The sequence below is a fragment of the Trinickia diaoshuihuensis genome (assembly GCF_003390925.1).
GTDB classification, from domain to species: Bacteria; Pseudomonadota; Gammaproteobacteria; order Burkholderiales; family Burkholderiaceae; genus Trinickia; species Trinickia diaoshuihuensis.
The window spans coordinates 81,350-108,305 of record NZ_QUBS01000077.1 but is presented as its reverse complement, the minus strand read 5'-3'; the positions used below and the strand labels follow the sequence as shown (position 1 = coordinate 108,305).

Sequence of the window (26,956 nt, the reverse complement as noted above, 5' to 3'; positions counted from 1 at the left end):
GCCCGGCGGCGCGGGCGGCGTACCCGGTGGCGCGGGCGGCGTACCCGGTGGCGCGGGCGGCGTACCCGGCGGCGCGGGCGGTGGTGCCGGCGGCATGTCGGTGCAGAACGCGGCAGGCGTGCTCGCATCGTACATGGGCCAAAACGGCATCGACGCGGAAGACCCGAACGCGATGTATCAACTGGCGACGAACGCTAATGGCAGCACGCCGCCGACGGTGCAGCAAGCCGCTAAGACGATGCTCGCGAACCCGGGCGCGTATCAGCAGATCGAGACGCACGATGTGGCCGGCACCGACGGTAAATCGGGCGTGGGCAACTTCCAATGGGCCGCGCAAGGCGGTCTGGGCGCCGCAGGCAACGCCACGGGCGGTGCGGGTGGCGCGACGGGTACGGGCGGCTTCGGCGGCGCCGGTGGCGCGGGCGGCTTCGGCGGTGCTGGTGGTGCTGGTGGTGCGACGGGCACGGGCGGCTTCGGCGGTGCTGGTGGTGCGACGGGCACGGGTGGCTTCGGCGGTGCCGGTGGCCTGGGCGGCGCGACGGGCGGCATCACGACGCCGGTCAAGCCGGGCACGGGCGATCTCGTCAAGGACGGCAAGTCGCTGCAAATGGCCGACGAAGGCAAGGCGATGGCCGACTTCAACCAACGGGACGGCGCCGACTTCCAAGCCATGGAAAGCGAGTTGTCGCACGGTGACGGCAATGCCGCGACGAAGACGCTGGCCAAGGCCGTCGAATCGGGCAAGCTCAGCCAATCGGATGCGGCGGCGATCGGCGCGCAACTGCAGCAGACCGCCAATGCGCACGGCGGCGGCAAAATCGACGACGAGTCGAGGGATGCGCTGAAGAACGCACTCGGGGGCGCGGACGTCCTGACACCGGGCAAATCGCGCCTCGAAATCGCATTCAACCATTTGACGGGCATCAATACCGACTCGATCGCCGGGGTCAGCACGAAGTAAGGATTCGAGCGCACGACGAGCGGGGCGGCCGTAAAGACCGCCCCGCACTGTTTAAGGTTGTTTGCGCGGCCGCGCTGCAGAACATTGCAGCGCGGCCGTTTTATTGATGGCCGCTATTGCTCAACTCGTCATCTGCCTACGCAGGGTATCGCTGAGCGGGCTCCAATCGAGCAGCGCAACGAATCCGTCCGCCGCGGCGACGACGATCCAGCGGCGGTATTCGTGCACCACTTGCCCAGCTTCATATCGATGCGGCTCTTGCCAGGCCATCGCGCGCCGTACGTAGACTTTCGTCCGATGCAGCGGCGCGATGCATTCGATGTTCCCGCACGCGCGCACGACCCGCATTACCTCGGCCACGGACTGTGTGAAGTCGAGCGTGCGCCCCCCGTCGTCGAGCCGGGGCCAGTAGCAGCCGCCCTCTTGGGTGCGCCGAGCGTTCCAGCGTTGCTCGAAGCTGCTCGCCACGCGTACGGCGAGCCGTCTAGCGGCCATCTGCAATTTCAGTTGTAGCGTCTCGTGCCATTCATCGGCATCGAGCGGAAAGTGTTCCGCATCGATGATCTCGCCGGTATCGAACTGCGCATCGATTCGATGACAACTCACGCCCCACTCGCGCCGCCCCTCGAGGATCGCTTGCATCGTCGGATACGGGCCGCGTCCGTCGGGCAGCGGCGACGGATGGAAATTGGCCGCATAGCGCAGGTGCGGTTGCCAGTGCGGAATCTTCCAGCGATATCCGGCGACGATCAGCGCATCGCATCCCTCGCCGGAGAGTCTGCGCAAATCGTCCTCGCGGATCCGAGACAGTTGAACGGGAATGCGCAGTTGTTCGGCGCGCGCGACCAGCTCGTTGTTGAAATCGAGTTGGTTGTCGACCGGAATCGAATACAGCGCCACGGGCTCCCAGCCGGCGCCGACGAACGCTTCGAACACCACACGCCAGCGGTCGAAGCCGGCGAAAGCGAAACGCATGATCGTTTCTCCTCTTGATCAAGAATGCCAACGACGGCCGGTGGCCATCTTGGCATCCAGCCTAAGGGCGCGCGAACGGGCGGAGCTTATCCGTGCCGAAGTTCCGTCGAGCGTTGCGAATGGTTGGCCGCCGCCAAGCGTGCTTCGCGTTTCACGGCGCCGCTTCGTGGGTGGGGGCATCGTGCGCGGGGCTTTTCTTTAGATTCGTGTATGAGCCGTCGATATGCGGCTTTGCCTCGGGCGCCTCGTCAAGTGCGCCGTTCACGATCAAGGAGAAAGCAAATGAGCTTCATCGGCAATATTGTCAAAGACGTGGTTCACGACGTGACCAACGCGGCCAGCGATGTCGTCAACGGTGCCGGTAAGGCGCTGGGCGGCCTCGGCGAAATCGGCAAGGGGCTGCTGGACGGCAACCCCAAGGAAGCGCTCAAAGGCGCCGGCGATATCGCCAAAGGCGGCTTCAAAGCGTTCGAGGGCGGCAAGACGCTCGCCGAGGACCTGACGCCCGAAGGCGCCGCCACGACGTTCGCGCTTGCGGGCGGCAAGGAAGCAGTCAAATCGATCACGGGTGGCGGGGCCTCCGCGCCGCCGGCCTCGGCTTGACGGACAGGCGGTGGCGACGATGATGGCCCTGCTCTCTGAAATGCCCGCCAACGCACCGGCGATGGCCCAATCGATCATCGAGCACATCGAGGCGAACGAGCTCGACGAAGCGGAGTCGCTGCTCGAGCAGATGAACGATACCTATCCGCAGACACGCGAAGTGCCGGTCTTCGCGGTGACGATCGCGCTCGTGCGCGGCCGTCCCCACGAGGCATGGCAACTCGTGAACGGGCTGCCCGACGATCGCTCGCCCGAGCTCAAGGCCATCTGCCTGAAAATGCTCGACGATCCGTCATGGCATGGCTACGCGACGGCGTACGAGGATAGTCCCGATCCCTATGTGCGCCTGGCGATGCGGCGTTTGCTTGGAAGAGATTGATCGATGACGACACGGCCGCCGCCCCCGATCCGTGGGGCGGATGCCGGTCGGCTACCCCTGACGGCAACGGGCGTTCGGCCCGGGCCTTTCCTCAAGATTCTTCTCATTCAGCGAATACGGCGGCGGCTCGAACCACGTTCGTCTTTGCCGTTTTCCTCGCTCACTCACTTCACCATCGCGCACGATCAGTCAAGCGCCGCCGCTCTTCGAACGCAGGCTCGGGTTGCCATGTGAATGATCGACCGCCAACAAGCAGCGCAAAAAAACCGCCCGAAGACCGGGCGGGCGGATGGCGATAGATACCGGCGCGTAACGCCGCGAGCGGACGCGTATGCGTATGCGCCTCACAGGCCCTGCTGGAAGAATTGCTCGGCATATTGATCGCGGTTTTGCATCTGCGGATCGCTCGCCTGTTCGAAATCCTTGTCCCAATCCAACGCTGCCTGCTCGGGCGTGGAGTCGTTCTTGATGTCCGTGATCGTCTTGCTGTAGGTCGTATCGAGTTCTTGATCCATGTACCCGATATTGGCCTGGAGGCTGCCCGGGTCGAGCCCGTGCTCGTGGGCATAGTTGATCTCGCCTTGCTTGCGCGCGCCGCCCCACTGGGCAAGGCCCCAACCGTTGCCGTTGTCGTCGGCGAAGTTGCTGGACGGTGCGCCTTTCGCGCCGCCCTGGTTGATATCGCCCTGAAGCCCGCTTTCCTGCTGCAGATTACCGAGTACGCCGGCCGCTTGCGCCGCGTTGAGGCCATAACGCTGCTCGAGGTTTTGGGTGATTTGAGTGGCCGCATCGCCGCCGGACAGGGTCGGCGGCGCGCCGCTGCCGCTGCCGCCGCCTCCACCGCCGCCACCACCTCCTACGCCGCCAACGCTGCCGCCGCCACCGCCGGATCCACCACCACCACCACCGGTATTGGCGACCGGCGCCGGTGCGGGCGGCGGCGCAAACGAAGCGGGGCTTGCACCGCCACCGCTGCCGCCGCCACCGACTCCGCCCACGCCGTCGTCGCCCGAGCCCTGGCTCTGGCTGAGGATTTGCTGAAGCTCTTGGATCAAGAGTTCGAGGAATTGCTCGATTTCGTTTTGACTGTTCGAGCCGTCGACGCCGCCTAGGCTGTCGAGGCCATTCATATAGCCGCTGTTGTAACCAAGGACTGCCGTACTGGACATGATTTTCTCCAGGTGGGAAATGACGGTGTGAGGGAGTTGCCGGCCCGGAACAGCCGAAGCGGGCCGCCCGCGAACACTAATTTATTGCGCGGTGCCTACGCCGCCTTGTCCGATACGAAGTTATCGGCGGATTGGCGAAGCGATCTCGCTGTGTACACGGGTGCGGGCGTGCGAGAAGGGAAGATCCACCGTTGTGAAAGCGAGCCTCGGAAGTTCGAGGAGAAGCGAACGACTTCGCAATTCCTGTCGTCGCATCGCATCGCGGCCGACTCGTTTCGACCAATGGCAATAACCTGCCATGGCATTCCTCGACATTGCTGCGCAAAGGTGGGATGCGAAAGGCCGCGCCGTTGGCCGTCGAACGATGGCCGACGGCGAGGAACTCGTAATTTCACTTCAGGAGGTCGATCATGGCTAATGGCATAGGAAGCATCCCGTCCGGTATCGTAGGCAGGATGCGCGAGCAGCTTGAGACGAAAATCGGCAACGGCACGGCAAACCCAGCGCAGGCTAAGCAATCTCCTGCAATGCGCAATCCGGGGGCGCAGTTGGGAGGTTTGTCCAGTTTCAAGGCGTCGGACGGCGGCCCATCGCTCGGAGCGGGAGAGCCGCGGCGCGCGGGGTTGCCGGGCCAGGCAAGAAATACTGCGGCGCAAGTGGCCGGCGCCGCGCTTCAGGGGGCAAGCCATTTCATGCCGCCCGGGCTTGGGATCGGAGCGAATGTGGCCGGCAACTTGATGATGGCCTCGGGTAGCCCGGGCAGCCCGGGTGACCCTGGCGACCCGGGCGACGGGGATGAGACGATTGCGGATCATGGGGCCCAGATGAATAGCTTCATCCGGCAGAGCAAGGCAATGGCGGAAATCGACAATCGCACGAAGATGGCGATGATGTTGATCAATGGGCAGTCGAAAGCGATCTCCGGGTTGGCTTCGATCGGGAACAAGGGTATCGAGGACGCCGTAAACGCCGCGAAGGGGCAATGACGTTGGCGTGAGCCGCGGTTGAGACGCCGCGGCTCACGATCTCCCTTATTCGTTGCGTGTTTTGGAATGGCTCCCGCCTCGCGGGGGCCTTTAGTCTTTGGTTTTTTAGCTTTGGTCTTTGCGCCGCGCCGACAGGCGCGGCAATCGGTCAACCACGCGCGAACGAATCAGCCGCCCGCATCCGCCGCGCTTATCCGCTCGACGATCGCTTCGATCGAGCCCGCATAGCGGTCGCGCTCGGCGGGTGTCTCCGAGTGATACGCGCCGATGGCGGCCCATGTGTTGCCGTATTTGATCATCATCTTGTGCAAGTGCCAGGCGGCGACAAAGACGCTCAGGCACGGATTCATGAGATCCGTGGCCGAGACGCCGTAGCGGGAGAGCGTAGGCAGATGGATCGAGTTGATCTGCATCATGCCGTAGTCGGTCGAGCCGTTCCGGTTGCGGTGCATCGCGTTGGCGTTGCCGTGCGACTCTTGCCATGCGATGGCGCGCAATACGACGGGGCTCACGTGCTGATAGGCACCAGCCGCGGCGTAGCAGTCAATGACTTCAGCCCGCGCGGGGGCGGGCCGGGCGGACAGGACGGCGAGCATCAACGCTAGCGCCGGCTTCAAAAGAGGTGGTCGCATGATCGTGTACCCGAGGAGTGCGGCGATGCGCCGGAAAGCGCGCATCGCGGTTCAAACAGAAACGCCGCCCGACCCACGCATTCGCATGTGAATCGGGCGGCGCTGCTTCGAGCAGAGGCCGGAAGCGGGCCGGACGCGGGCCGGACCCGGCCGGCGGCTGCCTCGCTCAGCGGCCCATCGTCTCCGACGGCGCTTCTTGGAACACGCGGCGATAGCCGTTGATCAGCGTCGAGCGATGGCGCACGCCCCACTTGTTGGCCACGTCGAGCACGCGGGTGACCGGGGCGCCGTCGTCGAGCAGGTCGCCGCGGATACGCTCCATCCGTTGGCGGCGGATCAGTTCGCTCGGCGACAGGCCCAGATGGTTCTTGAACGCCGCTTGCATCGCGCGCTCCGTGACGCCCACGTGCGAGGCGACTTCGCGCACCGACAAATCTTTTTGATCGAGGTTGTCCATGAGGTAGCGATAGGCGCGGCGATATTTGGCGGGCAGCCGCGCGCTGACATCGTCCGAGCGTTGCACGGTGCGCGTGTTCTGCGCGTGTTCGCTTGCTACGGTGGGCATCGACATGCTGTCGGCGCGCACGTGCTGGATCGAGGCGAGCGCGTAGCGGCCGTAGAACTGCGCGAACTCTTGCGTGCGCAACTGTTGTTGCATGATCTTCGCGCGGCAGTAGAGGTAGTCGAGATACCAGCGGGCGTGTTGGCTGCCCTGCGCGTTGGCCGCACCCGACGTGTCGAGCATCGTTTCGGCGAGCGGCGTCACATGGCCCGCGATCGCGGCCAGCGTGATTTCGAGGCACAAGCTGCGGTGGTAATCGGTGAGGCCCGCTTTGCGGCTCCAGTTCACGTGCTCCTTGAGGCCTTCGCTTGCGCTCGCGGTGCCGCCGGCGAGGGCGACCAGGTGACGCAGGTATGCGAGCCGCTCCGCCAGCAAGGGCAGCTCCGTTCCTGCCGGGGCGCCGGCGCGGATCGGCGCTTCGCCGGGCGCGAATTCGGCGATGACCGACCGCCAGTAGATATGATCGGCAAGCCGCTCCGAGCAGTGCAACTCGTGCTGCGCGAACAGATCGCGGCGCAACGCTTCGACGAGATAGGTCCAGCGCCGATCGCCGTGCGTCGCGGCCAGCGTCGCGAGTTCGCCGAGGCGATGGCAAGCGGCTTGAATGAGGCCGAGATGGAACGAGACGAGCGTGGCGCCGACGAGGCTCTCCAGACGCTGCCGCGGCGTGGCCGCCTTCTCTTCGCCGACGCGCTTGAAGCAGCTCAGCGCCACGTTGAACTGATTGCGGAAGAACGCTTGCCAACCCGTGTTGCGGCACGAGGCGATGCGCATGCCGTCGCGTTGTTGGCGGATCGTCTTTTGCGCGCGGCGATAGATCTCTTCCGCTTCTTCTTGGCGACCGAGCATCAGTTCGAGATCGGCGTAGATCTGCAATTGCGCGTAGCCCGGCTGCGCTTGCGCCGCGTCGGGGTCGGCGTGGTGGGCGGCGCTACGGGCGGCTTCGAAGAGCTGGCCGTTGAGGACCTTCGCGGCGACATCGCTCGGCGTGTCGTCGAAGGAGAGGGCGGAAGCGGCTGCGAAGTAGATCGTCGAGAACATGTCGTGCTCCTGACTGAGTGAGCGGTGCGTTAATCGGCGTGATGCCATTCGTGAAGCAGTGAGTGCATGTTTTCATCGCCGACGGACTTTTACCGAGGTTTGTGATGGTTTGTTACCTTCGGTTTAACGTTTGCGCACCCCGGCGCACTAGACGCGGAAATGGCCGTGGAAGGACCGTGCGTCAACGGTTTTGTGGTGGGTTTTTGATGATTTGTTACGCTCGGCGAGGCGAAGCCGTTCAAGTGCCGTAAGCCGCCGTATATACGGCGAAGCGGAACGCCGCTCTAACACATTTTTGTATAGGAAATATTTCGGGATTACGATAACAAGGCCGGTCGGGTATGACTGCCATTTTTGGTTGGTGACCGGGCGGGGCCTTGTGGGATGGGGAGTTTGGAGCGCCGGCGCGCTCGCGTGCGACGCGCGGAGTTAGAAACTTGAATATGTGCTCATGATGCCTATTTCAAAAGAGTTCTTTTTCTCTAAAGCTCTGGCGCCGCTTGCCGTAGACCACATTGATACGTAGTACTATCCTGGCGCTGGATTACCCATTCCTACGGCGTTGCCTTCGAATTCCTTACACGCGCCGCCGTATTTTCGGCAAATATTCGATGCGTTGGGATCATGTGCGGGAAGCGGCTTGCCGCGGCCCGCGCGGCTGGCAGTGTGCACGGCTTGAGCAGAATGAAAACCAATTTCGCAACAACAAGAGTTGAGTGTCGAATGCAAGCGCGTCGCTTAAGCGGTGCAAACCGCGATTTGGGGAGTACAGGGGCGCGCGGCGGCATCGTTTCGCTCGCGGTCAAGGCGTCGCTCTGCTGCGCCTGGCTCTTTTGCTGCGCGGCGCATGCATCGGACCGGCAGGTCGTTGTCGAAGGCGGCCAGCGTATGGGCGGTGTCGTGCGCACGAGCGGGCATGACGTGCCGCTGTTGCGCGCGCTCGAAGAGATCTTGCCGACGAGCTACAGCGTCAACGTGCCGAACGCGGGGGCGTGGGCCGATACGCCCGTGAGTTGGCATGCGGGCGGCGCGGTCACGCGCGTGCTCGGCGAAATTCTGTCGGTCGATCCGGCCTTGCAGGCGCGCATCGATACCGATTTGCGCCTCGTCACCGTGACCGCGCACGCGCGGCCCGCGAGCGCCGATGCGGCGCCCGCCGCGGCCGGTGCCCCTTCGAGCGCCAAGCCGCATGCGCAGGATGCGCCGCTCGCCACTGCAGTGAGCATCGCGCCCGCGGCGACGGGGCTGCCCGCCGCGCCGCCATTGTTGGTGACCGCGGCGCCTGCCGCTTCGTCGCCGGATGTCGGGCCACATGCCGCGGCGCCGTCGCCGACCGTGGCGGTTGCGGCGGTTGCACCCGCTTCCGCATCCGAGTCCGCACCGGCGCCGGCCGTGCCGCCCGAGCGCACCGAATGGGACATGCGCACGTCCGACGGCTCGGTACGCAATGCGCTCGCTCGATGGGCGAGCGAGACAGGTTGGCAATTCGTCTGGGACGTGCCGACCGATTTCGAGGTCGATGCGACCGCAACGATCCACGGCACGCTCGAGCAGGCGCTGCGCCAGGTAACCAATGCGCTGGCCGGTTCCCAAGTGCCGATTCAAGTGGTTTTATACAAGGGCAACCGTGTCATGCGCGTCGTCCCGAGAGGAGGTAACTGATGAGCGCGCTGCGTCGCCCCCTACTCGTCGTGGCCACATGTTTGTCGCTACTTGCGGCGGCCTGCACGGGTCTCACTGAAAAAATCAATCGCGACTCGCAGGCCGATACCGCGCGCGCGGGTCAACTGCTCGGTAAATTGGCGGGCGGAGACAACCGCGCGGCGGCCGCCGCGGACGACGTCGTCGTCAAGGACGAGCTTTGGCTGTCGGGCAAGACGATCAAGATCGCCAAGAAGTCGACGCTGCCCCGTCTATTCGAGGAGCCGGCCAGCTTCGACGGTACGGTCGATTCGTTGCGCGCCTTCGCCGATCGCGTGTCGCGCCTGGCCCGCATGCCGGCCAAGGTTGCGCCGGGCACGAGCGAGGCCGCCCTGCGGGCGACTCAGCCGGCCGCCGACGCGAATTCGGGCGGCGGCGCGGCGGCGCCTTACCCGGGCGTGCCGCCGCTGCCCGCGGGGCTTTTGCAAGGTCCCTCGCCGGCCACGAGCGTGCTCGGGCTCGGCGCCGCGCGCACCCCGGCCGTCTTGACGCCGATCCATATCGTCTACTCGAACGGCACGCTGCGCGGGTTGCTCGACACCGCGGCCGCGCGTTTCGGCGTCTACTGGAAATACGAGGACGGCTCCATCGTGTTTTTCTATACGGCGACGCGCGTCTATCAGGTCGTGGCGATCCCGGGCGAATCGAAGGTCGACACGAACGTCGTCAGCGGCGCGAGCAACAGCGGCGGCACGTCGGGCGGCAATGCCGGCGGGGGCGGCGCCACGAGCGCCAGCGGCGGGGCGGGCGGCGGCTCGTCGAGTTCGCCAGCGGTGTCCTCGGACAACACGGCGAACATCACGATGAACGCGCAGCTTTCCGTCTACGCGGGCCTGCAAAACGCGATCAAAGCGATGCTCTCGCCGGTGGGTTCGGTCATCACGTCGCCCGCGACGGGCTCGATCACGGTCACCGATACGCCCGACGTGCTGGAGCGAGTGGGCGAATTCATGGAGCAGCAAAACCAGGTGCTCGCGCGGCAGGTGCTCGTCAACGTCACGGTATTGTCGGTGACGCTCTCGGCGCAGGACAGCTACGGCATCAACTGGACCGCCGTCTATCAAGCGCTCGGGACGCGCTTCGGCATCACGACGGCGTTCACGAGCCTGATCCAGAACCCGAGCGAACTGTCGGCGACGGTCATCACGCCGTCCAGCCGCGCCTCCAGCACGTCGGCCATCATCGATGCGCTGTCGACGCAAGGCACCGTGCACCGCAAGACCTCCGCCTCGATCACGACGCTCAACGATCAGCCCGTGCCCGTGCAGGTGGCCGAGCAACAAGGCTATCTCGCGCAGATATCGACCACCAACACCGTCAACATCGGCAGCCAGACCTCGCTCACGCCGGGCACGGTGACGACGGGCTTCAATCTGACGCTGCTGCCGCACATCCTCGACGACGGCACGATCATGATGCAGTTCTACAGCAACATCTCGTCCCTCGTGAGCCTGCAGGCGTTCGGGCCGGCCAGCGGACAGATTCAGCTCCCCACCGTCGATACGCGCAATTTCCTGCAGCGGATCGCCGTGAAGTCGGGGCAGACGCTCGTGATCAGCGGGTATGAAGGGATCAACGATCAGAACAACCGTCAAGGCGTGGGTAGCCCGTCGAACTACGCGATGGGTGGCTTCAATGCATCGGGCACGCGCGAGGTGATCGTCATCTTGCTCTCGCCGATCGCGATCAACGGCGCCTGACGCGCGCGACGGAGCGGATTTCCATGGCGACGCAAGTCATTCAGATCGGCCGTCAGCGCTTTATCTGCGGCCTATTCTGGCAGTCGCTGTCGCGGCGGCACGAGTTGCGGGCCGAAGCGGTCGAGCTGGCCGCGCGCTTGAACTTCGATGCGATGGTTCTGCGCATCGATCGCACGTTCGCGGGCGTCGGTTTCGCGAGCACGCGCGAAGGGGCGCAGCTCGGCCTGCCTTCGCTCGGCGCGCTCGTCTCGAAGACGATCGCAACCGAGGGTGCGTTCTACGATGGGCGCCAGCAGCCGGCGCCGAACTGGCTCGGCGCGTTCCTGCTGCCCGACGGGCGCTGGGCGTACTTCGCCGTGCGCGACGGCGCGTTCCTGCCGAACGGCGATTGGGTCGGCTCGAGCGAGGAAGTGTTCGAACGGTTGCACAGCGATTACGGTCTGGGCGGCTGGAACGTCGTCATCGGCGATCCGCAGTTGGAGGTGCAGGGGTTCCACAACTTCTACGCGCGTCGGATCGACGACATGATCCCGCGCCGCGGCGGCAAGCCTCATCTGCCACGCTGGCTCAATCTCACGCGGGCCTCGCGGCGCGCGCCGATACGCGAGATTGCGATCGCGGCCGTCGCGCTGGTGGTGCTCGTCGGCGGCGCGACAGGGTACATGCTCTACCGGCGCCACCGGATCGAAGTGGAGCGCGAGCAAGCATTCGAGCGGATGCGAGCCCAGCTCGCGCTGCAGCAGCCGAAGACGCCGGTCGTGCCGCACCCGTGGGCGCGCGAGCCGCGCCCCGATGTGTTCGTGCATGCCTGCCTCGATCACTTCGCGGCCATCGCGCCCGGCGGGTGGGACCTCGACGAATACGTCTGTCGCGCGTCGAACGTCAGCTATAGCTGGTCGCGCGGCGGCTCGAACGTGGCGATGCTGATGGCGGCCGAGCCGCGCGCGACGATCGATACCAACGGCGAGCATGCGACCTATGTCGAGCCGCTCGGGCTGGCTCCAGGCGGCGACGAAGTGCTCGACGGCATTCACGGCGTGCGCCTGCGCATGCTCTCGGCGTTTCAACTGCTCGGCATCGCGCTGGCGTTTTCGCCGCAGAGCACGGCCGCTCCGGAGCGCAGCCTCGCGGCGCAAACGCTGGACCGGATTCAGCCGGGCGCGGCGCAGCCGAGCGTGCCGCCTTGGCAGACATGGCATATGTCGGCGCAATTGGGCGAAGTGCGGCCCGATAACGTCATCAAGTATCTCGACGAACCCGGTGTGCGCATCGAGACGCTTTCGTATAAGTCCGGGCAATGGGTCCTAGACGGAGTGCTCTATGAGAAATAACCGTGCATTGGCTGCGTTGGCGCTTGCCTGCGCATTCGTGTGGCCGCTCGTCGCATTCGGTGAGGCCAGCGCGGCGGCGGCCGACGTTGCGCCGCGGGTAGACGTCGTCCCCACGGCGGCCGCGAAACAGGCCGCGAACGAATTGATGCGATTGCAGGAGGACACGCTGATCCTGAAGGCGCAACTGAAGAAACTCGATGCCCAGGCGCAGGTCGTCGAGCGGCAAGAGACCCTGCATCGCATGGGCAGCACGGTGTCGTCCTATTCCGATGTTTCGCTCGTCGCCACGCAAAGCCTCGGCAAGCGGATCAGCGCCACGGTCGCGACGAGCGACGGCGCCGAGTTCGACGTCGTGCCGGGCGACACGCTGCCCAACGGCATGCGCGTCGCCGCGATCCGCTCGGGCGCGATCGTGCTCGCCGCGGCGGATGGCCGCCGCACGACGCTGACCGTTTCGGCGAGCGTCCGCGACCCGGCGCGCAACGTCGCGCAGGCCGGCGCGGGCGGCGTGCCGCCGATCCCCACTTTGCCGATGCCCGCGAGGTGATGCCATGAGCTCGACTACCCAGCCCCCGTCCGACGGGACGAAAACCGTCACGCCGCTCGTGTTGTCGCGGGCGGTGAGGCCGCTGCAAGTGGATGCCGTCGCCGCTGCCTCGCCCGCCGCCGCTCCCGCTCCCGCCGCGGTTGCGCTCGGACAGGAGCGCACGCTCGAAGCCGTGCCGTCGATTGGCCCGGTCGCGCCGCCGCAAACCGCGCCGCAAGCGCAAGCCCAAACGCAGCCACCCGTCTCGACGGCGCGCCCGCTCTCCGACAGCGGCGAGTTCGCCGCGAGCAACGAGGAGCGCAAATTCCTCTGCCTGCTCGATGACGGCACGCTCCTCATCGCCGAAGGCCATGAGATGAATCCGTTCGTGCTGTCGTACTGCGCGCGGCTGAACCGGCTCAATTGCCGCTATACGACACGGCTCGTCACGCTCGAGGTGATCCGGCGCAGCTATCAGGGCCAGCGCCGCGACGGCAGCGGCGAGCGTATCGACCATACGCAGATGCAGGTGGTCGCGAAGAACCTCATCGCGCGCGCCTGCGAAGAGCGTGCCTCGGACATCCACATCCGCGTCAACCGCTTCAGCACCGAGATTTTGTTTCGCGTGCACAACGAACTCGTGCGCGTGTCGGAGCAGACGCGCGAGTACGGCGAGCGCCTGCTCGCGACGCTCTACGCGGCGATGTCGAGCGTGTCCGACAACACGTACAAGCCGAACGAGCGGCAGGATGCGGCGATCGGCGATCGCGACAAGCTGCCCGACCGGCTCTTCGGCGTGCGTATCGCGACAGCACCGACGAGCATCGGCAGCGTCATGGTGCTGCGTCTGCTCTACAACGACGCGGGGGAATCGACGGACCTGCGCGAGCTGGGCTTCACGGTAGCGCAAGCCAACGCATTCGATTTGCTCACGCAGCAACCGCACGGGATGAACATCATCAGCGGGCCGACCGGCTCGGGCAAATCGACGACGCTGCAGCGCGTGCTGACCAAGCAACTGCGCGAGATGGCCGGCACGATCCACGTGATCACGGTGGAAGACCCGGTCGAGTACCCGATCGAGGGCGCCGTGCAGACGCCCGTCGTCAACGCGCCCACCGAAGAGGCGCGCTCGCTCGCTTTCGCCGCGGCGATCGCCAATGCGATGCGGCTCGATCCGGACACGATCATGATCGGCGAGATGCGCGACCGCGCGTCGGCGCAAAGCGCGTTGCGCGCCTCGATGACGGGGCACCAGGTCTGGACGACGGTCCATGCGAACGGCGCGCTGGCGATCGTCGATCGTCTCGTCGATCTCGGCTTGCCGATCGCCATGGTGACCGACGAATCGCTCGTGACGGGACTCATCAGCCAGCGTTTGGTCAAGCTGTTGTGCCCGCACTGCTCGCGCCCGCTCGCCGATGCGATGGCGCAACTCGACTTGGGGCTGATCGCGCGCGTGAAGCGCGCCGTCGGCGCGCGCTTCGATCAAGTGCGCGTGGCGGGGCCCGGCTGTCCGCATTGCAAGAACGGCACGGTCGGGCGCACGGTCGTGGCCGAAGTCGTGCGCACCGACGCGACCTTCTGCGAATTGCTGCGCGCGGGCCGCAAGGCCGATGCGCACCGGTACTGGATGAGCGAGCTCTCGGGGCAGACGGTGGCGCAACACGCGCTGGAGAAAGTCGCGGCGGGTCTCGTCGATCCGCGCATGGCCGAGCGCATCGTCGGGCCGTTGGAGCCGGTCACGGGCGACTTGCCGCTGGCGCTGGGAACGGGTTATGGCACTTGACTTGAATCGCCGCTGGGCGCGCACGCAGCTCACGACGCAGGCGCGGCTGCGGTTGTACCGCAAGATCGCCAAGATGCTCGCGAACGGTTTGCCGCTGCTCAAGATCCTCGAAGAGCTCGAGATGCGGGCGTCGCACGAGGGGCGCAAGCCGAGCGAGCCGCTAGCGCTCACGCTCGCGGATTGGCGCGGTGTCGTACAAAACGGCGGGATGCTGGCCGAGGCGATGGCCTGGTGGGTGCCGCACACGGAACAAATGATCGTCATGGCGGGCGAGCAGTCGGGCCGCCTCGAGGCCTCGCTGCTCAACGTCTGCTCGGTGGTGCAGTACAGCCGGCGGATCCGCACGGCGATCGTCGGGGGACTGACTTATCCGGCGGTGATCGTTGCCATGACGATCGGCTACGTCTATCTGTTCGGCCAGCTCGTCATTCCGCGCTTCGCATCGATCGTGAGCCCCGAGCATTGGCACGGCGTTGCCAAATCGCTCTACACGCTGTCGCGCTTCGTGCAGAACGGGATGCTGTATTGCGTCTTGGCGCTCGTCGCGCTTTTGATCGTGCTGTTTTATTCGATGCCGCGCTGGGCGGGGCGTCTGCGGGTTTGGTTCGACCGCTTTCCGCCGTATTCGATCTACCGCCTCATCACGGGATGCGGCTTCCTCGTGGCGTTTTCATCGCTGCAGCAGGCGGGGTTCACCGTCGAACGTTCGCTCGACCGGCTCGGCGCCGATGCGCAGCCGTGGTTGCGCCAGCGCATCGACGACATGCTGTTCGGCGTGAAGTCGGGCGTGAACGTGGGGGAGGCGATGAAGAACGCGGGATATGGCTTCCCGTCGGAGGAGATCGTGGACGACTTGTGCGTCTACGCGGAGTACAAGGGATTCGCCGAAGCGCTGCACTCGCTCGCGAGCGAGTGGATGAGCGAGGGGGTGGAGACGATCGAGGCACAGATGCGCGTCGTCAACGGCTTCGCGATCGTCGCGCTCGCGCTCGTGCTGTCGTGGCTCATCACGGGCTTCTTCGGAATTCAGCAGGAAATTGCGTCTATGGCTCGGAGCTTACATTGAGCCTGCCGTGTAATGAGGGGAAATGGACAGGGTTGTCCGATACATCGATGGCGCGCTTTTGTCGTGCCGTTTCTTGAAATGAAGGAGAGGACCATGCAAAGCAATACCGTCGCATCGATTCGTGCCCGATCGGCACGCCGCGGATTGCGGCGCGCGCAGCGCGGCGCCACGCTGCTCGAAGCGATTGCCTACCTGGGGATCGCGGCGATCGTCGTCATCGGCGCGATTGCGCTGCTCAACGGCGCATTCAGCAGCGCATCGTCGAATCAAACCGCGGAGCAGGTGACCGCGATTCAGACGGGGATCAAGAAGCTTTATATGGGGCAGACGAACGGGTACAACGGATTGACCACGGCAGTTGCGATTTCGGCTGGTGTGATTCCAAAGACGCTTGTGATCAATACCACGAACAATACCGTAACGGACCCTTGGGGTGGAGCCGTGACGATCACGGGAACGGGTGCCGGTACGTTCACTATCGAATTCGATACAGTGCCCAAAGACGTATGCATTAATGCGGTTTCCGCCGGGGGCACGTGGACGGCCGTCTCTGTCGGAGGCACCGCGCAAGCTGTGCCGGTGACGCCTAGCGCAGCCGAAGCCGCTTGTGCCGCCGCCAACAACAACATCATCTGGACCTCCGCGTGACGAACGCGGTTCTTCGCGCTCGCGATTGACCGCAGGACGCATTCGCCATGTTCATGATCTGGATCGTTGCCGTACTTGCCATGCTGACGGGCGCCTACGCGCTCCTCGGGCAGGAATCGACGCCGGTGCCGCAAGGCCCGTCGCCGATGGCGCTCGCGGCGAACATGAGCGAATACCGCCAGGCCGTCGTCGCGTTCGCGCGCGCGAATCCGACGTTCACCGGTGTTGTCCCGGCCGGCAGTCTGACGCCGTATATGGGCGCAAACGTCGCCAATCCGATCTGGAAAAACTACGTTCAGCCCAATACGGCCTATACGGGCAGCCTCGTCGTGATCTACGCGTCGTCGCCGCCGGCGCCGGACGCAATCGTCGGCATGGAGCAACTCGCTCAAGGCTCGGCTTTGGCCGGCGTTGCGCTCGGCACGAACGTCGTATCGCCCGGCAATCCGGCCGTGCCGCTGCCGGCGGCGCTCGCGAACGCCATTCCGAACGGTATGCCGGTATGGATGGCGCAGGCCTATGACTAGAGAGGCCGGCGCTCGCGCATTCGGATCGGCACGCCGCGACGAGTCGCGGCGTCGCCGTTACGCGTCCGGCTTCACGTTGATCGAAATCCTCGCCGTGCTGGCGCTGATTGCGATCCTCATGGCGGGTCTGATCCCGATGATCAACTCGTCGCTCGAAGACACGCGCGGACAGCAGGCGGCGCTCTATCAAGCGCAACTGACCGCAGCCGCGACGCGTTTGATCGAGCAGAACTATGCCGCGCTCGCGGCGCAAGCGACGGCGACGAACGCCGTGGTCGTCAAGTTGAACGACCCGACGTATCCGCTTTCGAACTACCTTCCGAGTGCGTTCGGAGGCACCAACGCGTACGGTCAGACGCCTTGCTTGCTGATCTACAAACCGTCGGCAACAGCGTTGCAAGCGCTGGTCGTGACGGAAGGCGGCCAGATTATTCCGGATCCTGAGCTCGGCTATATCGCGGCGAACTCGGGGGCGGGCGGCGGCTCGATCCAGGCGATAAGCCAACCGGCCGGGTCTGCCATTGGCGCCTTCGGGAGTTGGAAACTCGCGACGCCCGATCCCGCTGGCCAATCGTGCTCGGGTAAGCCGACGAGCGTCGGCCATTTGGCCAGCCTGATTTCCTACGACGGCACGCAAGCGCAAAACGCCGACTATCTGTACCGCGTGGCCGTGCCGGGCAACCCGCAAGCGAATACGATGCAAGTGCCGATCGTGCTCGCGCAGCAAACGGACTATACGGGGTGCAACCAGTACGGCGCCATTGCAGCCGACGCCTTCGGCAACGTGGTCGACTGCGATCGGACAGAAAAAAGGTGGGTGCCGAAGGCCTCGTATCACTGGCGTGAAGCGGTGAACGCGGAAGCGGACCTTCAAAGCGCGGCGATGCCGCCGCAAGAAGGTGATGTCCGCGTCACGCTACAGACGCACCGCGCTTACGTCTACAACGGCAATACTTGGCAAGCGCTGGCTGTCGACGAAGCCGGCAACCTTGCGCTCGGCAATACGAACGTGGCCGGCAAGGATTGTCCGTCTACGCCTCAAGCAGGCATCGCCGCGGCCGCGTCCAACACGACCCTCGTCTCGACCGATTCGGCCGGTCACGTGCTGTCCTGCCAAAACGGTAAGTGGCAAACGCAGAATGAAATCGAGCTTGGATACAGCGACTCGAATTGCCAGATAATCATGGCCAACCCGAACGGCGCCGGCGACTACTCCGCTTGCATCGCTGAGCCGGGTGCCGGCGTCTACTCTCAGAATCAGAGCAATGGCACGTACTCGTACACCTATACATCGCAAGTCGCGCTGAGCAAGACCGGCATCATCGTCGCGGCGACGTGGGCGCACATGAACGACGGCCTGTGCAACGGGCCGACCGGCCACCGCGCGCAGCTTTCGCAGAGCGTCGATATCTTGGACAACAACAACAACTCCGTAGCACATACGGAAAGCCAAACGCCGACGCTGACGGATGATTCAGGAGGGATCAACAACTCGCTCACTAAAAGCTTGCCGGGCTTGTCGAGCGGTAACTATACCGTCAAAGTGGTTACCAATTGGGCCACCTACTCAGGCATCTCGACGCCCTGGGTCAGCAACTTCTGCGGCGCGGGCAACACGACAATCCAGAACACGCCGATCGCGGCGGGCTGGACGATCAACTCTTACTACTGAGTGCATCCGGTGGGCCAACGTGAAATTCTCGACATCGTGTTTTGCCGCCGGCCTTTCGACGCGCGTGAGCCGCACGCGCCGGGCGTCGCGCGGCTTCACGATGATCGAGATGCTGGCCGTGCTCGCGCTGGCGGCGCTGATGATCGGCGGCGTCGCGGCGATGATCAACTCGACGCTCGACGACACGCGCGCGCAGCAAGCGGCGCTCTACCAGGCGCAGCTAACCGCCGCGGCCACGCGCTTGGTCGAACAGAACTACACGGCACTGGCGACGCAGGCCACGGCGAGCACGCCGGTGGTCGCGGCATTGACGGGCACGACCTACCAGCTTTCCACCTTTCTCTCGAATGCGACGGGCGCGACGAACGCCTACGGCCAGACGCCGTGCCTCTTGATCTACGGCACGGCGACGCCGGGCGCGCTGCAGGCGTTGCTCGTGACAGAAGGGGGCAGCACGATCCCCGACCCGGCGCTGGGCTACGCGGCGGCAAACGCGGGGGCGGGCGGCGGCTCGATCCAAGCGACCAACAACGCGGCGGGCGCCGCCCACGGCGCGTACGGGAGCTGGTCCGTCGCCAACCCGAACCCGGCCGGCGCTTCGTGCTCGGGTACGAAGACGGCAACCGGGCATCTGGCGAGCCTCATCTACTACAACGGCACGCAAGCGCCGAACGCCGACTATCTCTACCGCGTCGCGGTGCCCGGCAATCCGCAGGCGAACACGATGCAAGTGCCGATCGTGCTGGCGACGCAGGTGGACTATCAGCCGTGCGCGAGCTCCGGCGCGATCGCGGCCGATTCCGCGGGCAACGTGCTCAATTGCGATCGCGCGAGGGCCGTGTGGGTGCCCGAGGCGTCGTTCCACTGGCGCGACGCGGTCAATTCCGAAGCCGATTTGCTGAACGCGCTGTCGCCGCCACCGCAACCGGGCGACGTGCGCATGACGCTTCAAACGCATCGTCCCTACGTCTACAACGGCAGCACCTGGCAGGCGCTGGCGGTGGACGAAGCGGGCAACCTCGCGCTCGGCAACGCGCAAACGATCGGCTCGCCCTGTCCGCCGTCGCCGCAAAACGCGGCGATCGCACCGGCCTCGGCCAGCGCGACGCTGATCTCGACCGATACGCGCGGCCGCGTGCTCTCGTGTCAAAACGGGACTTGGCAGGCGCAAAGCGAAATCAATCCGCTCACGGTATCGACCGATTCCGATTGCGCGATCGACGTCGGCAGCTCGAGCGGCAGCACGAACTTCACGTGCGGCACGGTGCCTTCGGCGCCGCAATACGATCCGACGATGGGCTATTGGGTGACCGTCGTCAATCGCGGCGTGCCGGTGCTGCCGGCGAACGGGGCGATTTCGGTCTATGCGTGGGCGCACATGCAGGACGCCTACGTCACCTCGTGCCCGAGCGCCCCGCAGGATTTGAGCAACGGGCAGGGCGCGTACGTGACGCTCTACGCGCAACTGATGGACAACGACACGGGCAACACGCTCGCCAGCGCGGTGAATCAATCGTCGAAAATCGTCGGCGATCTGGCGAACGTCAATCTGAATTTGACGCACGCGCTGCCGAAGAACAACTCCGGCTACACGGTGCGCTTCACGACGTACTGGATCATCTACGGCGGCGCGAATCCGGCGTCGTTTCAGCCGAGCTATTGCGGCACCGGCAACAACATCTTCTACACGCCCGGCGTGGTGACCTCATGGACGATCACGCCGTTTTACTGACGCGAGCGGCCGTGGCCGCCCGCGGCGTTCGCTCAATGCGGCGCGAGCGTCTGCAGCATCTCGTGCAACTCGAGCCGGTTGTACGCGGCGCGCAGCGCATCGCGCGGCAGGCATTGGTTCTTGGACGCGAGCGTAAAGAGATGCTCGTTGAGCAGGCGCGACATGTTGTCTTCCTTGCGCTTCATGAAATCGGCGATGAAAGGCAGCTTGCCCGGATCGGTCAGCATGCCGCTGATCTGCTGGTTGTTGTTGAACAAGAGCTCGCTGGCCAAGACGAAGTTCTCGCCGTCCTGAGTGGGCACGAGACACTGGCAGATGACGCCGATCAGGCAATTGGCGAGCGCCGCGGCGTAGCGTTCGCGCTGCTCGGGCGGAAAGAACGAGAGCAGTCGCGTCAGCGTGCCGACCGCACTGCCCGTATGCATCGTCGCCAGCACGAGGTGGCCCGATTCGCCGGCCTGCAGCGCCGTCTCGGCCGTTTCCGGGTCGCGCACTTCGCCCACCATGATGACGTCGGGCTTTTGCCGCAACGCTTCGCGCAAGCCGGCCGAAAAGCTCGGCGTGTCGTTGGGGACCTGGCGCTGGGAGATGATCGAGGTGCGTCCATCGAGCTCGTACTCGATCGGTTCCTCGATGGTAACGATGTGACTGTTGCGCGTGCGGTTGATGTGCTCGAGCAGCGAGGCGATCGTCGTCGTCTTGCCCGAGCCGGTGGGGCCCGTCACGAGCACGAGGCCCTTGGCGCTGTCGATCATCGAGCGCACGTAGGCGGGCAGGCCGAGCTTGTCGAGCGTAAGCGGCTGCAGCGGCAGGCGCCGGATCGAGATGACGAGCTTGCGTCCGCCGTTGGTGCGGTAGATGTTGCAGCGAAGCCGGCAGCGCGTCAGCACGAACGGGCGGTCGATCGCGCCGCGCTGAAGCAGCGCTTCCCAATCGGGCTCGATCGAGGCGAGCGTCGGCAGCATCTCATCGTAGAGTACCGGCTCCTCGCCCACGGCGAGCCAGCCGCGCGGCGCCTTGATCATGATCGGCCGGTCTTGCTCGATGTGAATATCGGTAAAAGTCTGTCGCAGGTCGACCAATTCGAGAATCTCGCGCGTCAGGTCGCGACGTTCGTGATTCGGAGCATTCATCGTCAGAGCCCTTCCAATGAGAGATAGTCGGAACTTACATGAAAACTTTGTCGATGTGTCGGACAAGCAAGCGGCGGCGCGCCTGTCGGCTCGTGGGCGGTGCGTCATGAGCTGGGCGAACAAAGCCGCGGGCATGCTCGCCCTCGCCGCCGCGCTCTCGATGAGCACCGCCGGCTCCGTTGCGCTGGCAGCGCCCGTGCACTGGAAATCGTCGGTCGTCGATTACGAAGCGCAAGGCAAGGACATCAAGGACGTACTGCGCGATTTCGGCGCGAGCCAAGGGATACCCACGCGCATCTCGGCCGACGTGAGCGGCACGGTCAGCGGCAAATTCCGCCTGCCGCCGCGGCGCTTTCTCGATACCCTCGCGGCGTCGTTCGGCTTCGTCTGGTACTACGACGGGGAAGTGCTCGACGTCACGACGGCCTCCGCGCTCCAAAGCACGCTCATCAAGCTCGATACGGCCGATACGGGGGAGTTGCGCGCGGCGCTCGAGCGGCTGCACGTGACCGATGAGCGCTTCCCGATCGTCTACGACAACGCCCAGGGCACGGCGCTCGTGAACGGGCCGCCGCGCTACGTGCAGATGGTGACGGACGTCGCCTCGCGGCTCGACAACACGGCGGCGCATCGCAGCGGCACGCAGGTGCGTGTGTTTCCGCTCTACCACGCTTGGGCCGAGGACCGCACGGTCCCGATCGACGGGCATGACGTGACGCTGCAAGGCGTGGCGGCGGTGCTCAACAGCATTTACCATCCGCATGCGGCGAAGGCGGGCGAGAAGAACGCCCAAGGCGAAGGCAAGGGCCAGGGCCGCGCCGCGAACGGCGTCACGCGCAACACGCCGACGAACGACGTCAACGGCAACTCGTACAACGGCCCCTACGTGCCGCCGCCCGTTCCTCCGGGCTCGGCCGGCAAGGGCATGTTCGCGGGGCTGACGGGCCAGCCCTCCGCCGCCGTGGCCGCGGCGGTGGGCGATACGCAGCCGCCGCAGAATGCAAGCGCGCCCCCCGCCGGCGACGATCAGCTCCCCGTCATCGTCGCCGATCAGCGCACGAACTCGGTCGTCGTTCGCGACACGGCCGACCGGATGGACCAATACGGCAGGCTCATCGACCGGCTCGACGTCAAACCGCAACTGATCGAGATCGAGGCGCACATCATCGAGATCGACGACAACGCGCTCGCCCAACTCGGCGTCGATTGGACCGCGCACAACAGCCACATCGACGTGCAAACGGGCAACGGCACCTTGGCGCAAAGCACGTACAACGGCACGCTCTCTCAAACCTTCGGCCAAACGACGCTGCCCGGCAACCTGCTCGCCGCGGCCTCGCCCGTGGGGGCATCGGTCGCCGCGGTGCTCGGCGACGCGGGCCGTTATCTGATGGCGCGCATCTCGGCGCTGCAGCAGACGCAGGCAGCCAAGATCGACGCAAGCCCGAAGGTCGTCACGCTGAACAATATCGAGGCCGTGATGGACAACAAGACGCAGTTCTTCGTGCCTGTCTCCGGGTACACGTCGGGCGATCTCTACACCGTCTCGACGGGTATCTCGCTGCGCGTGCTACCGATGGTCGTGGAGGAAGGCGGCCAAACGCGCATCAAGCTCGACGTCGCGATCCAGGACGGCGAACTCACGTCGCAGACGGTCAGCAATCTGCCCGTGATTCAGAACAGCACGATCAACACGCAGGCATTCATCGACGAAGGGCAGGCCCTCTTGATCGCCGGCTACCGCGCCGATTCGGCGACCAACGGCGTCACGGGGGTCCCGGGGCTTTCGAAGATCCCCGTGATCGGCGCCTTGTTCCGCAGCGACAATCATCAAAAGAGCCATATGGAGCGGCTCTTTCTGTTGGCGCCGCGCGTGATTTCACCGTAACCGCCCCCACTGGGGAATGCAGGAGGCCATGTGATCGACCGCCATGTTCCTTCAAGCGCTGAGCCGCCCGGCGAGGCCCATGCCGCGCCGGAGCTCATTCCCGCGCCCGTCGCCGCTCTTCGCAGCGGCGACGTGGCGGGCCGATCCGACCGCCCCATGTCCGACGACGAGGCGCGCCGCACGCGCGGCGTGCTATGCGGCTTGCCCTGCGGCGTCGTGGTGCTCGATCGCGCGGGCGCCGTCGTCCATGCGAACGCACGCGCGCTCGAGATGCTCTCGATGGCGTTGCCCCCGGGCGTGGACTTCGCGGTGGCCCTCAGCGAGCGCTTCGAGATGAACGACGTGCCCCGTCAGAGCGACCTGGAGGCAGGCCGCGAGGTGCGCGTCGACGAGTCGACGTTCTGGATCCAGGCGGGCTCGGGCGGCACGGACACCGGCGAGTGCGTGATCGCCGTCACCGACGTGACGCCGTTCGCGCGCTCGCTCGACGAACGCGCGATGTCGCTGCGCTTTTTGCTGCATGATCTGCGCTCGCCGCTCAATTCGATCAGCGCGCTCACGCAGCTCGATGCGAGCGACCCCGAGGCGTTCGAGCGCTGCGGCGGCATGCAGCAGATTACCTCGCTCGCGCAATACGTGCTTTCGCTCGGCGAGCAGTTCATCTTCACCTCGGTGACGGAACATTTGCATGCGCGCGATTTCAAACGCTTCGATTTGCGCGCGACGCTGCGGCTCATCATCTCGCAGCTCGAGGTCACGGCCGTCTATTGCGGCGTGGGTCTGCATCTTTGGCTGTCCGACAATGCGCCCGTTTGGGTCAGCGGCATGCGCAATTTTGTTGCGCGCGCGATTCAAAACGTGGTCGACAACGCGGTGCGCGCCTCGCCGCGCGGCGAAGCCGTGACCGTCTCGCTGCGGTATGCCGGCGAGTTCGCCGAAGTGGTCGTCGACGATCGGGCGGGCGGCCTGCCGGGCTTGCTCGAAGGCGAGCGGCTGACCGATTTCGAAAAGCTCGGCAAGCGCACGGCGACGGGTTTCGGGCTCGGCCTGAAGCTCGCGGTGCAGATCGTCGGGATGCACGGCGGCGCACTTTACGCCGAACGTAACGAACAAGGCGGTACCATGTTCGTGCTGCGGCTGCCGTGCTTGAACCTCGCGGCTGCCAAACCGCCCTCGGCATCGCTCGTCGATGCCGACCGGGCGCTGCGCGCGGGGCGGCGAGATTGAGGCGGCAAGCCATGACCCGTACGCATGCGGGAGGCCGCGCTTGCCGAAGCGAGAGCCGGCCCCCGCTTATCCGTAACGATCAAGGGTTGACATGAAATCGCTTGCAGGCAAACCTGTACGCATCCTGTTCGTCGAGGACGACGTGGCGCATCACGCGCTCGTGAACTCCTGGCTCAAGAGCGAGGGTTACCATATCGACGCCTTTCACAGCGGGCTCGAGGCGCAGCAGTTTCTCGCCGACAACTGGGCCGATCTAGCGATTCTCGATTGGGACCTGCCCGGTGTTCCGGGCGACAAGCTGCTGCAAAAAATCCGCAGCCGTTCGCAGTCGATCATGCCGGTGATTTTTCAGACGGTGCATTCGGACGAGGCCGACATCGTGCGCATCCTCGATGCCGGCGCCGACGATTACCTCGTCAAGCCGTACGACCGTCAGGTCCTGCTCGCGCGCATGCGCGCCCTCCTGCGACGCTTCGCGCCCATGCAGCAGCAGGGCCGCAAGATGCTGATCGACGATTGCGCGCTCGATCAGCAGGCGCGCTCGCTCGTCGTCGGCGGCGTGGCGCACAAGCTCGGCACCAAGGAGTTCGACATTCTTTGGCATCTCGCGCGCCACATGGGCGCGGTCGTGCTGCGGCAGGACTTGATGAGCGTCGTTTGGGGCTGGGACGCGGCCGTGCAAAGCCGCTCGGTCGATATGTACGTGAGCCGCCTGCGCGGAAGCCTGAAAGCGGCCGGCGTGGGTTGGAGCGTGCAGTCCGTCTATGCGACGGGCTATCGGTTGACGCTCAAACCCGATACGGAGGCGCCTTTCGCGCCGCCGGACGGATCCTCATGAGCGGGCGCCGTTCGCGCCGCGTCGCGCGCGGCGTAATTGCCGCTCTCGCATGCGCGACATGCATCCATGCGCCCGCGGCGCCCGTCGATTGGATGGGCAGCCGCTTCGTCTATCGTACCGACGGTGCGAGCGTGGCCGATGCCCTGCACGTGCTCGCGGCCGGACAGCAAATCCCCTTGCGTATCGACGGGCATCTCGAGGGCGTGGTGAGCGGGCGCTTCTCGATGCCGCCGCAACGGTTTCTCGACGTGCTGGGCCGCGCTTACGGCTTCGTCTGGTATTACGACGGCGCGGCGTTATTGATTTCGCCCTCGAGCGCGCAGCAATCCATCGCCATTCGGCCGCATTTCGTTTCCGCGAGCGCGTTGCGCGCGTCGCTCGAGCAGGCCGGCGTCACCGATTCCCATTTCCCGCTCGTGGTCGATTCGCTCGCGCAGACGGTTCAAGTCAAAGGCCCCGCCACCTACGTCGCTCGCATTCGCAATGCGGCCGAGCGCTTCGAGCACGACGCGCAAAAGCGCGTGCGCACGACGGTGCGCGTGTTTCGCCTCTCGGTGGCCAACGCCGCCGACGAGGTACGCATGATCGATGGCCGCAACATCGTCGTGCCGGGCGCGGCGACGCTGCTTCGCCGCCGCTTCGATGCATCCGCCGCGGTACGCGCGGATCAGGGCGAGGTCGGCCGGCAGGCGCGAGGCGCCGGGGCGGCCGAAGTCGTTCAATTCGACGAGGGCTTGCCCGTGATCGAAGCCGATGCCGTAACGAACTCGATCCTGATCCGCGACAGGGCGGAGCGAATCGATGCCGACGGCGCGCTCGTCGCCGAACTCGATTTGCCGGCGCGATTGATCTCGCTGCAGACCTGGGTCGTCGATGTCGATACGGACGCATTCGGCTCGCTCGCCGCCGCATTGCCGTCCGCGATGGCCGGCGCGGACGGGCCCTCATCGGGTGCGGCGAGCTTCGGTATCGCGCCCGACCGCGGCCGTGCGCTGCTGGCGCAATTGCAGGCGCTCGCGAAAAGCGGGCAGGCCGGCATCGAGATCTCGCAAACCGCGCTGACGCAGGACCGTTCGCCCGCCGTCATCGACCGTCACGAAGCGCGTCTCGCGCAGCGCGAGGAGGAGGGGGAAAGCGACGGCGCGGATGGATCGGCCGATCTATGGCTTTCGGTGGAGCCCGTCGTCGACGGCGCGGCCCAGTCGGTGCAGCGTATCGGCTTGCAGGTTGAACTCGGTCATCGCGACGACGCCGGCCGTTACCGCCGCGTCGAGGAAAGCGTCGCACCGGGCGAATGCCTCGTGCTCGAGGGGGCGCCGCGCCGCGTCGAGACGGCGAACGAATCGGACGAATCGGGCCGAACGCGGATTCGGCGGCGCCTCGTGCTGTTGATTCCGCGCGTGGCGGCTTAAGCGCGCAGCCACATGAAGTTGCCCGAGGCGATGCCCTCGAACATTTCATCCGGCGATTCGAGAATGTTCTTCAGCCAGTAGCGGCCGTGCTCGGCGTAGTGCGAGAACAGGTCGGCAAGGTATTCGCCGTTGATGGCGGGTCCCATCGGCAGATGCACGAGCAAGACGACGTTGCCCGTATCGGCATCGAGGCAGAGCTGGGCCTGATCCTGCGCGTAGATGAGCAGATTGGCCTCGAGCATCAGCCGGAATATGACGAGCGACCGCCCGGGCGTCACCGCACCGTAATGGAAGCTGACGTAGATGGCGTCCGCATCGGTCTCGTAATGATCGAGGTGGACGTCGAATCCTTCGATCTCCAGCGTTTGCGTTTCGACGACATATTCGGCGTCGGGCAAACCGACGACGGCGCAAACCTCGTGGATCAATTCGACGAAACGGTCCCTGCTCATGGGCGG

General features: G+C 65.4%; 24 protein-coding genes. 18 read left to right on the top strand and 6 right to left on the bottom strand.

Going from position 1 to position 26,956, the window contains the following annotated elements; genetic code table 11:
• A partial coding sequence (locus DXT59_RS16495) for a hypothetical protein (RefSeq protein ID WP_116137954.1) occupies positions 1 to 961 on the top strand: 961 nt, incomplete at its 5' end.
• 120 nt (positions 962 to 1,081) lie between these two features.
• Here DXT59_RS16495 and DXT59_RS16490 read toward each other — a convergent pair.
• Positions 1,082 to 1,936, bottom strand: coding sequence for a methionyl-tRNA formyltransferase (locus tag DXT59_RS16490; protein ID WP_116137953.1), 855 nt, complete (start codon positions 1,934 to 1,936; stop codon positions 1,082 to 1,084).
• A 282-nt stretch (positions 1,937 to 2,218) separates the two neighbouring features.
• Here DXT59_RS16490 and DXT59_RS16485 point away from each other — a divergent pair, with 282 nt between their 5' ends.
• Together DXT59_RS16485 and DXT59_RS16480 are read left to right on the top strand one after the other, a co-directional pair.
• Entirely contained in the window at positions 2,219 to 2,539 is a 321-nt protein-coding gene (locus DXT59_RS16485) for a hypothetical protein (RefSeq protein ID WP_116137952.1), read from the top strand.
• A gap of 19 nt (positions 2,540 to 2,558) precedes the next feature.
• Positions 2,559 to 2,918, top strand: coding sequence for an HrpB1 family type III secretion system apparatus protein (locus DXT59_RS16480; protein ID WP_116137968.1), 360 nt, complete (start codon positions 2,559 to 2,561; stop codon positions 2,916 to 2,918).
• A gap of 344 nt (positions 2,919 to 3,262) precedes the next feature.
• On the opposite strand, the gene DXT59_RS31460 is transcribed toward DXT59_RS16480, so the two are convergent.
• Positions 3,263 to 4,087 carry a phage tail tip lysozyme gene (locus tag DXT59_RS31460; protein ID WP_162878109.1) on the bottom strand — a complete coding sequence of 275 codons (825 nt, stop codon included), beginning with the start codon at positions 4,085 to 4,087 and terminating at the stop codon, positions 3,263 to 3,265.
• A 410-nt stretch (positions 4,088 to 4,497) separates the two neighbouring features.
• On the opposite strand from DXT59_RS31460, the gene DXT59_RS16470 reads away from it, so the two are divergent.
• Positions 4,498 to 5,073 carry a hypothetical protein gene (locus DXT59_RS16470; RefSeq protein WP_162878108.1) on the top strand — a complete coding sequence of 192 codons (576 nt, stop codon included), beginning with the start codon at positions 4,498 to 4,500 and terminating at the stop codon, positions 5,071 to 5,073.
• A gap of 167 nt (positions 5,074 to 5,240) precedes the next feature.
• On the opposite strand, the gene DXT59_RS16465 is transcribed toward DXT59_RS16470, so the two are convergent.
• Together DXT59_RS16465 and DXT59_RS16460 are read right to left on the bottom strand one after the other, a co-directional pair.
• Positions 5,241 to 5,669, bottom strand: coding sequence for a lytic transglycosylase domain-containing protein (locus DXT59_RS16465; protein ID WP_420823396.1), 429 nt, complete (start codon positions 5,667 to 5,669; stop codon positions 5,241 to 5,243).
• Between the two features lie 202 nt (positions 5,670 to 5,871).
• The gene (locus tag DXT59_RS16460; RefSeq protein WP_116137950.1) at positions 5,872 to 7,308 is read right to left on the bottom strand and encodes a helix-turn-helix transcriptional regulator; all 1,437 of its coding nucleotides are present in this window, start codon (positions 7,306 to 7,308) and stop codon (positions 5,872 to 5,874) included.
• A gap of 723 nt (positions 7,309 to 8,031) precedes the next feature.
• On the opposite strand from DXT59_RS16460, the gene DXT59_RS16455 reads away from it, so the two are divergent.
• The 10 genes from DXT59_RS16455 to pilV (DXT59_RS16410) all read left to right on the top strand — a co-directional run bounded on the left by DXT59_RS16455 (position 8,032) and on the right by pilV (DXT59_RS16410) (position 20,000).
• Positions 8,032 to 8,970 carry a toxin co-regulated pilus biosynthesis Q family protein gene (locus DXT59_RS16455; RefSeq protein WP_116137949.1) on the top strand — a complete coding sequence of 313 codons (939 nt, stop codon included), beginning with the start codon at positions 8,032 to 8,034 and terminating at the stop codon, positions 8,968 to 8,970.
• Entirely contained in the window at positions 8,970 to 10,709 is a 1,740-nt protein-coding gene (pilN, locus tag DXT59_RS16450) for a PilN family type IVB pilus formation outer membrane protein (protein WP_116137948.1), read from the top strand. The genes DXT59_RS16455 and pilN overlap by 1 nt, the downstream gene beginning before the upstream one ends.
• Before the next feature lie 23 nt (positions 10,710 to 10,732).
• Positions 10,733 to 12,040: a type 4b pilus protein PilO2 gene (gene pilO2 / locus DXT59_RS16445; protein WP_116137947.1), complete on the top strand. Its 1,308-nt coding sequence runs from the start codon at positions 10,733 to 10,735 to the stop codon at positions 12,038 to 12,040.
• On the top strand, positions 12,030 to 12,587 hold the full coding sequence (pilP, locus tag DXT59_RS16440; protein ID WP_116137946.1) for a type IV pilus biogenesis protein PilP: 558 nt from the start codon (positions 12,030 to 12,032) through the stop codon (positions 12,585 to 12,587). Before pilO2 ends, pilP begins: the two co-directional genes overlap by 11 nt.
• Positions 12,588 to 12,591: 4 nt before the next feature.
• Positions 12,592 to 14,355: a GspE/PulE family protein gene (locus tag DXT59_RS16435; protein ID WP_116137945.1), complete on the top strand. Its 1,764-nt coding sequence runs from the start codon at positions 12,592 to 12,594 to the stop codon at positions 14,353 to 14,355.
• Positions 14,345 to 15,421, top strand: a complete 1,077-nt coding sequence (locus DXT59_RS16430) for a type II secretion system F family protein (protein WP_116137944.1) — start codon at positions 14,345 to 14,347, stop codon at positions 15,419 to 15,421. Before DXT59_RS16435 ends, DXT59_RS16430 begins: the two co-directional genes overlap by 11 nt.
• A 93-nt stretch (positions 15,422 to 15,514) precedes the next feature.
• Positions 15,515 to 16,069, top strand: coding sequence for a type 4 pilus major pilin (locus tag DXT59_RS16425; protein ID WP_116137966.1), 555 nt, complete (start codon positions 15,515 to 15,517; stop codon positions 16,067 to 16,069).
• Positions 16,070 to 16,116: 47 nt separating this feature from the next.
• The gene (pilM, locus tag DXT59_RS16420; protein ID WP_116137943.1) at positions 16,117 to 16,596 is read left to right on the top strand and encodes a type IV pilus biogenesis protein PilM; all 480 of its coding nucleotides are present in this window, start codon (positions 16,117 to 16,119) and stop codon (positions 16,594 to 16,596) included.
• Positions 16,589 to 18,268, top strand: a complete 1,680-nt coding sequence (gene pilV, locus DXT59_RS16415) for a shufflon system plasmid conjugative transfer pilus tip adhesin PilV (RefSeq protein ID WP_116137942.1) — start codon at positions 16,589 to 16,591, stop codon at positions 18,266 to 18,268. Before pilM ends, pilV (DXT59_RS16415) begins: the two co-directional genes overlap by 8 nt.
• A 19-nt stretch (positions 18,269 to 18,287) precedes the next feature.
• Positions 18,288 to 20,000: a shufflon system plasmid conjugative transfer pilus tip adhesin PilV gene (gene pilV, locus DXT59_RS16410; RefSeq protein ID WP_240324545.1), complete on the top strand. Its 1,713-nt coding sequence runs from the start codon at positions 18,288 to 18,290 to the stop codon at positions 19,998 to 20,000.
• A gap of 32 nt (positions 20,001 to 20,032) precedes the next feature.
• Here pilV (DXT59_RS16410) and DXT59_RS16405 read toward each other — a convergent pair whose 3' ends face one another.
• A complete protein-coding gene (locus tag DXT59_RS16405) occupies positions 20,033 to 21,133 on the bottom strand; it encodes a type IV pilus twitching motility protein PilT (RefSeq protein ID WP_116137941.1) in 1,101 nt (366 codons plus the stop codon).
• Positions 21,134 to 21,239: 106 nt separating this feature from the next.
• Here DXT59_RS16405 and sctC point away from each other — a divergent pair, with 106 nt between their 5' ends.
• The 4 genes from sctC to DXT59_RS16385 all read left to right on the top strand — a co-directional run bounded on the left by sctC (position 21,240) and on the right by DXT59_RS16385 (position 26,498).
• On the top strand, positions 21,240 to 23,021 hold the full coding sequence (gene sctC / locus DXT59_RS16400; RefSeq protein ID WP_116137964.1) for a type III secretion system outer membrane ring subunit SctC: 1,782 nt from the start codon (positions 21,240 to 21,242) through the stop codon (positions 23,019 to 23,021).
• A gap of 156 nt (positions 23,022 to 23,177) precedes the next feature.
• On the top strand, positions 23,178 to 24,248 hold the full coding sequence (locus tag DXT59_RS16395; RefSeq protein ID WP_116137940.1) for a sensor histidine kinase: 1,071 nt from the start codon (positions 23,178 to 23,180) through the stop codon (positions 24,246 to 24,248).
• A 91-nt stretch (positions 24,249 to 24,339) separates the two neighbouring features.
• The gene (locus DXT59_RS16390; protein ID WP_116137939.1) at positions 24,340 to 25,086 is read left to right on the top strand and encodes a response regulator transcription factor; all 747 of its coding nucleotides are present in this window, start codon (positions 24,340 to 24,342) and stop codon (positions 25,084 to 25,086) included.
• Complete coding sequence (locus DXT59_RS16385; RefSeq protein WP_116137938.1) at positions 25,083 to 26,498, top strand: secretin N-terminal domain-containing protein; 1,416 nt, start codon at positions 25,083 to 25,085, stop codon at positions 26,496 to 26,498. The genes DXT59_RS16390 and DXT59_RS16385 overlap by 4 nt, the downstream gene beginning before the upstream one ends.
• Here DXT59_RS16385 and DXT59_RS16380 read toward each other — a convergent pair.
• Positions 26,495 to 26,950, bottom strand: coding sequence for a CesT family type III secretion system chaperone (locus DXT59_RS16380; RefSeq protein WP_116137937.1), 456 nt, complete (start codon positions 26,948 to 26,950; stop codon positions 26,495 to 26,497). The genes DXT59_RS16385 and DXT59_RS16380 overlap by 4 nt on opposite strands.
• Positions 26,951 to 26,956: the final 6 nt, after the last annotated feature.

Coding starts and splice junctions, on each gene's coding strand:
- DXT59_RS16490 (WP_116137953.1), bottom strand. CDS start 1,936: ATGCGTTTCGCTTTCGCCGGCTTCGACCGCTGGCGTGTGGTGTTCGAA.
- DXT59_RS16485 (WP_116137952.1), top strand. CDS start 2,219: ATGAGCTTCATCGGCAATATTGTCAAAGACGTGGTTCACGACGTGACC.
- DXT59_RS16480 (WP_116137968.1), top strand. CDS start 2,559: ATGATGGCCCTGCTCTCTGAAATGCCCGCCAACGCACCGGCGATGGCC.
- DXT59_RS31460 (WP_162878109.1), bottom strand. CDS start 4,087: ATGTCCAGTACGGCAGTCCTTGGTTACAACAGCGGCTATATGAATGGC.
- DXT59_RS16470 (WP_162878108.1), top strand. CDS start 4,498: ATGGCTAATGGCATAGGAAGCATCCCGTCCGGTATCGTAGGCAGGATG.
- DXT59_RS16465 (WP_420823396.1), bottom strand. CDS start 5,669: ATGCTCGCCGTCCTGTCCGCCCGGCCCGCCCCCGCGCGGGCTGAAGTC.
- DXT59_RS16460 (WP_116137950.1), bottom strand. CDS start 7,308: ATGTTCTCGACGATCTACTTCGCAGCCGCTTCCGCCCTCTCCTTCGAC.
- DXT59_RS16455 (WP_116137949.1), top strand. CDS start 8,032: ATGCAAGCGCGTCGCTTAAGCGGTGCAAACCGCGATTTGGGGAGTACA.
- pilN (WP_116137948.1), top strand. CDS start 8,970: ATGAGCGCGCTGCGTCGCCCCCTACTCGTCGTGGCCACATGTTTGTCG.
- pilO2 (WP_116137947.1), top strand. CDS start 10,733: ATGGCGACGCAAGTCATTCAGATCGGCCGTCAGCGCTTTATCTGCGGC.
- pilP (WP_116137946.1), top strand. CDS start 12,030: ATGAGAAATAACCGTGCATTGGCTGCGTTGGCGCTTGCCTGCGCATTC.
- DXT59_RS16435 (WP_116137945.1), top strand. CDS start 12,592: ATGAGCTCGACTACCCAGCCCCCGTCCGACGGGACGAAAACCGTCACG.
- DXT59_RS16430 (WP_116137944.1), top strand. CDS start 14,345: ATGGCACTTGACTTGAATCGCCGCTGGGCGCGCACGCAGCTCACGACG.
- DXT59_RS16425 (WP_116137966.1), top strand. CDS start 15,515: ATGCAAAGCAATACCGTCGCATCGATTCGTGCCCGATCGGCACGCCGC.
- pilM (WP_116137943.1), top strand. CDS start 16,117: ATGTTCATGATCTGGATCGTTGCCGTACTTGCCATGCTGACGGGCGCC.
- pilV (WP_116137942.1), top strand. CDS start 16,589: ATGACTAGAGAGGCCGGCGCTCGCGCATTCGGATCGGCACGCCGCGAC.
- DXT59_RS16405 (WP_116137941.1), bottom strand. CDS start 21,133: ATGAATGCTCCGAATCACGAACGTCGCGACCTGACGCGCGAGATTCTC.
- sctC (WP_116137964.1), top strand. CDS start 21,240: ATGAGCTGGGCGAACAAAGCCGCGGGCATGCTCGCCCTCGCCGCCGCG.
- DXT59_RS16395 (WP_116137940.1), top strand. CDS start 23,178: ATGTCCGACGACGAGGCGCGCCGCACGCGCGGCGTGCTATGCGGCTTG.
- DXT59_RS16390 (WP_116137939.1), top strand. CDS start 24,340: ATGAAATCGCTTGCAGGCAAACCTGTACGCATCCTGTTCGTCGAGGAC.
- DXT59_RS16385 (WP_116137938.1), top strand. CDS start 25,083: ATGAGCGGGCGCCGTTCGCGCCGCGTCGCGCGCGGCGTAATTGCCGCT.
- DXT59_RS16380 (WP_116137937.1), bottom strand. CDS start 26,950: ATGAGCAGGGACCGTTTCGTCGAATTGATCCACGAGGTTTGCGCCGTC.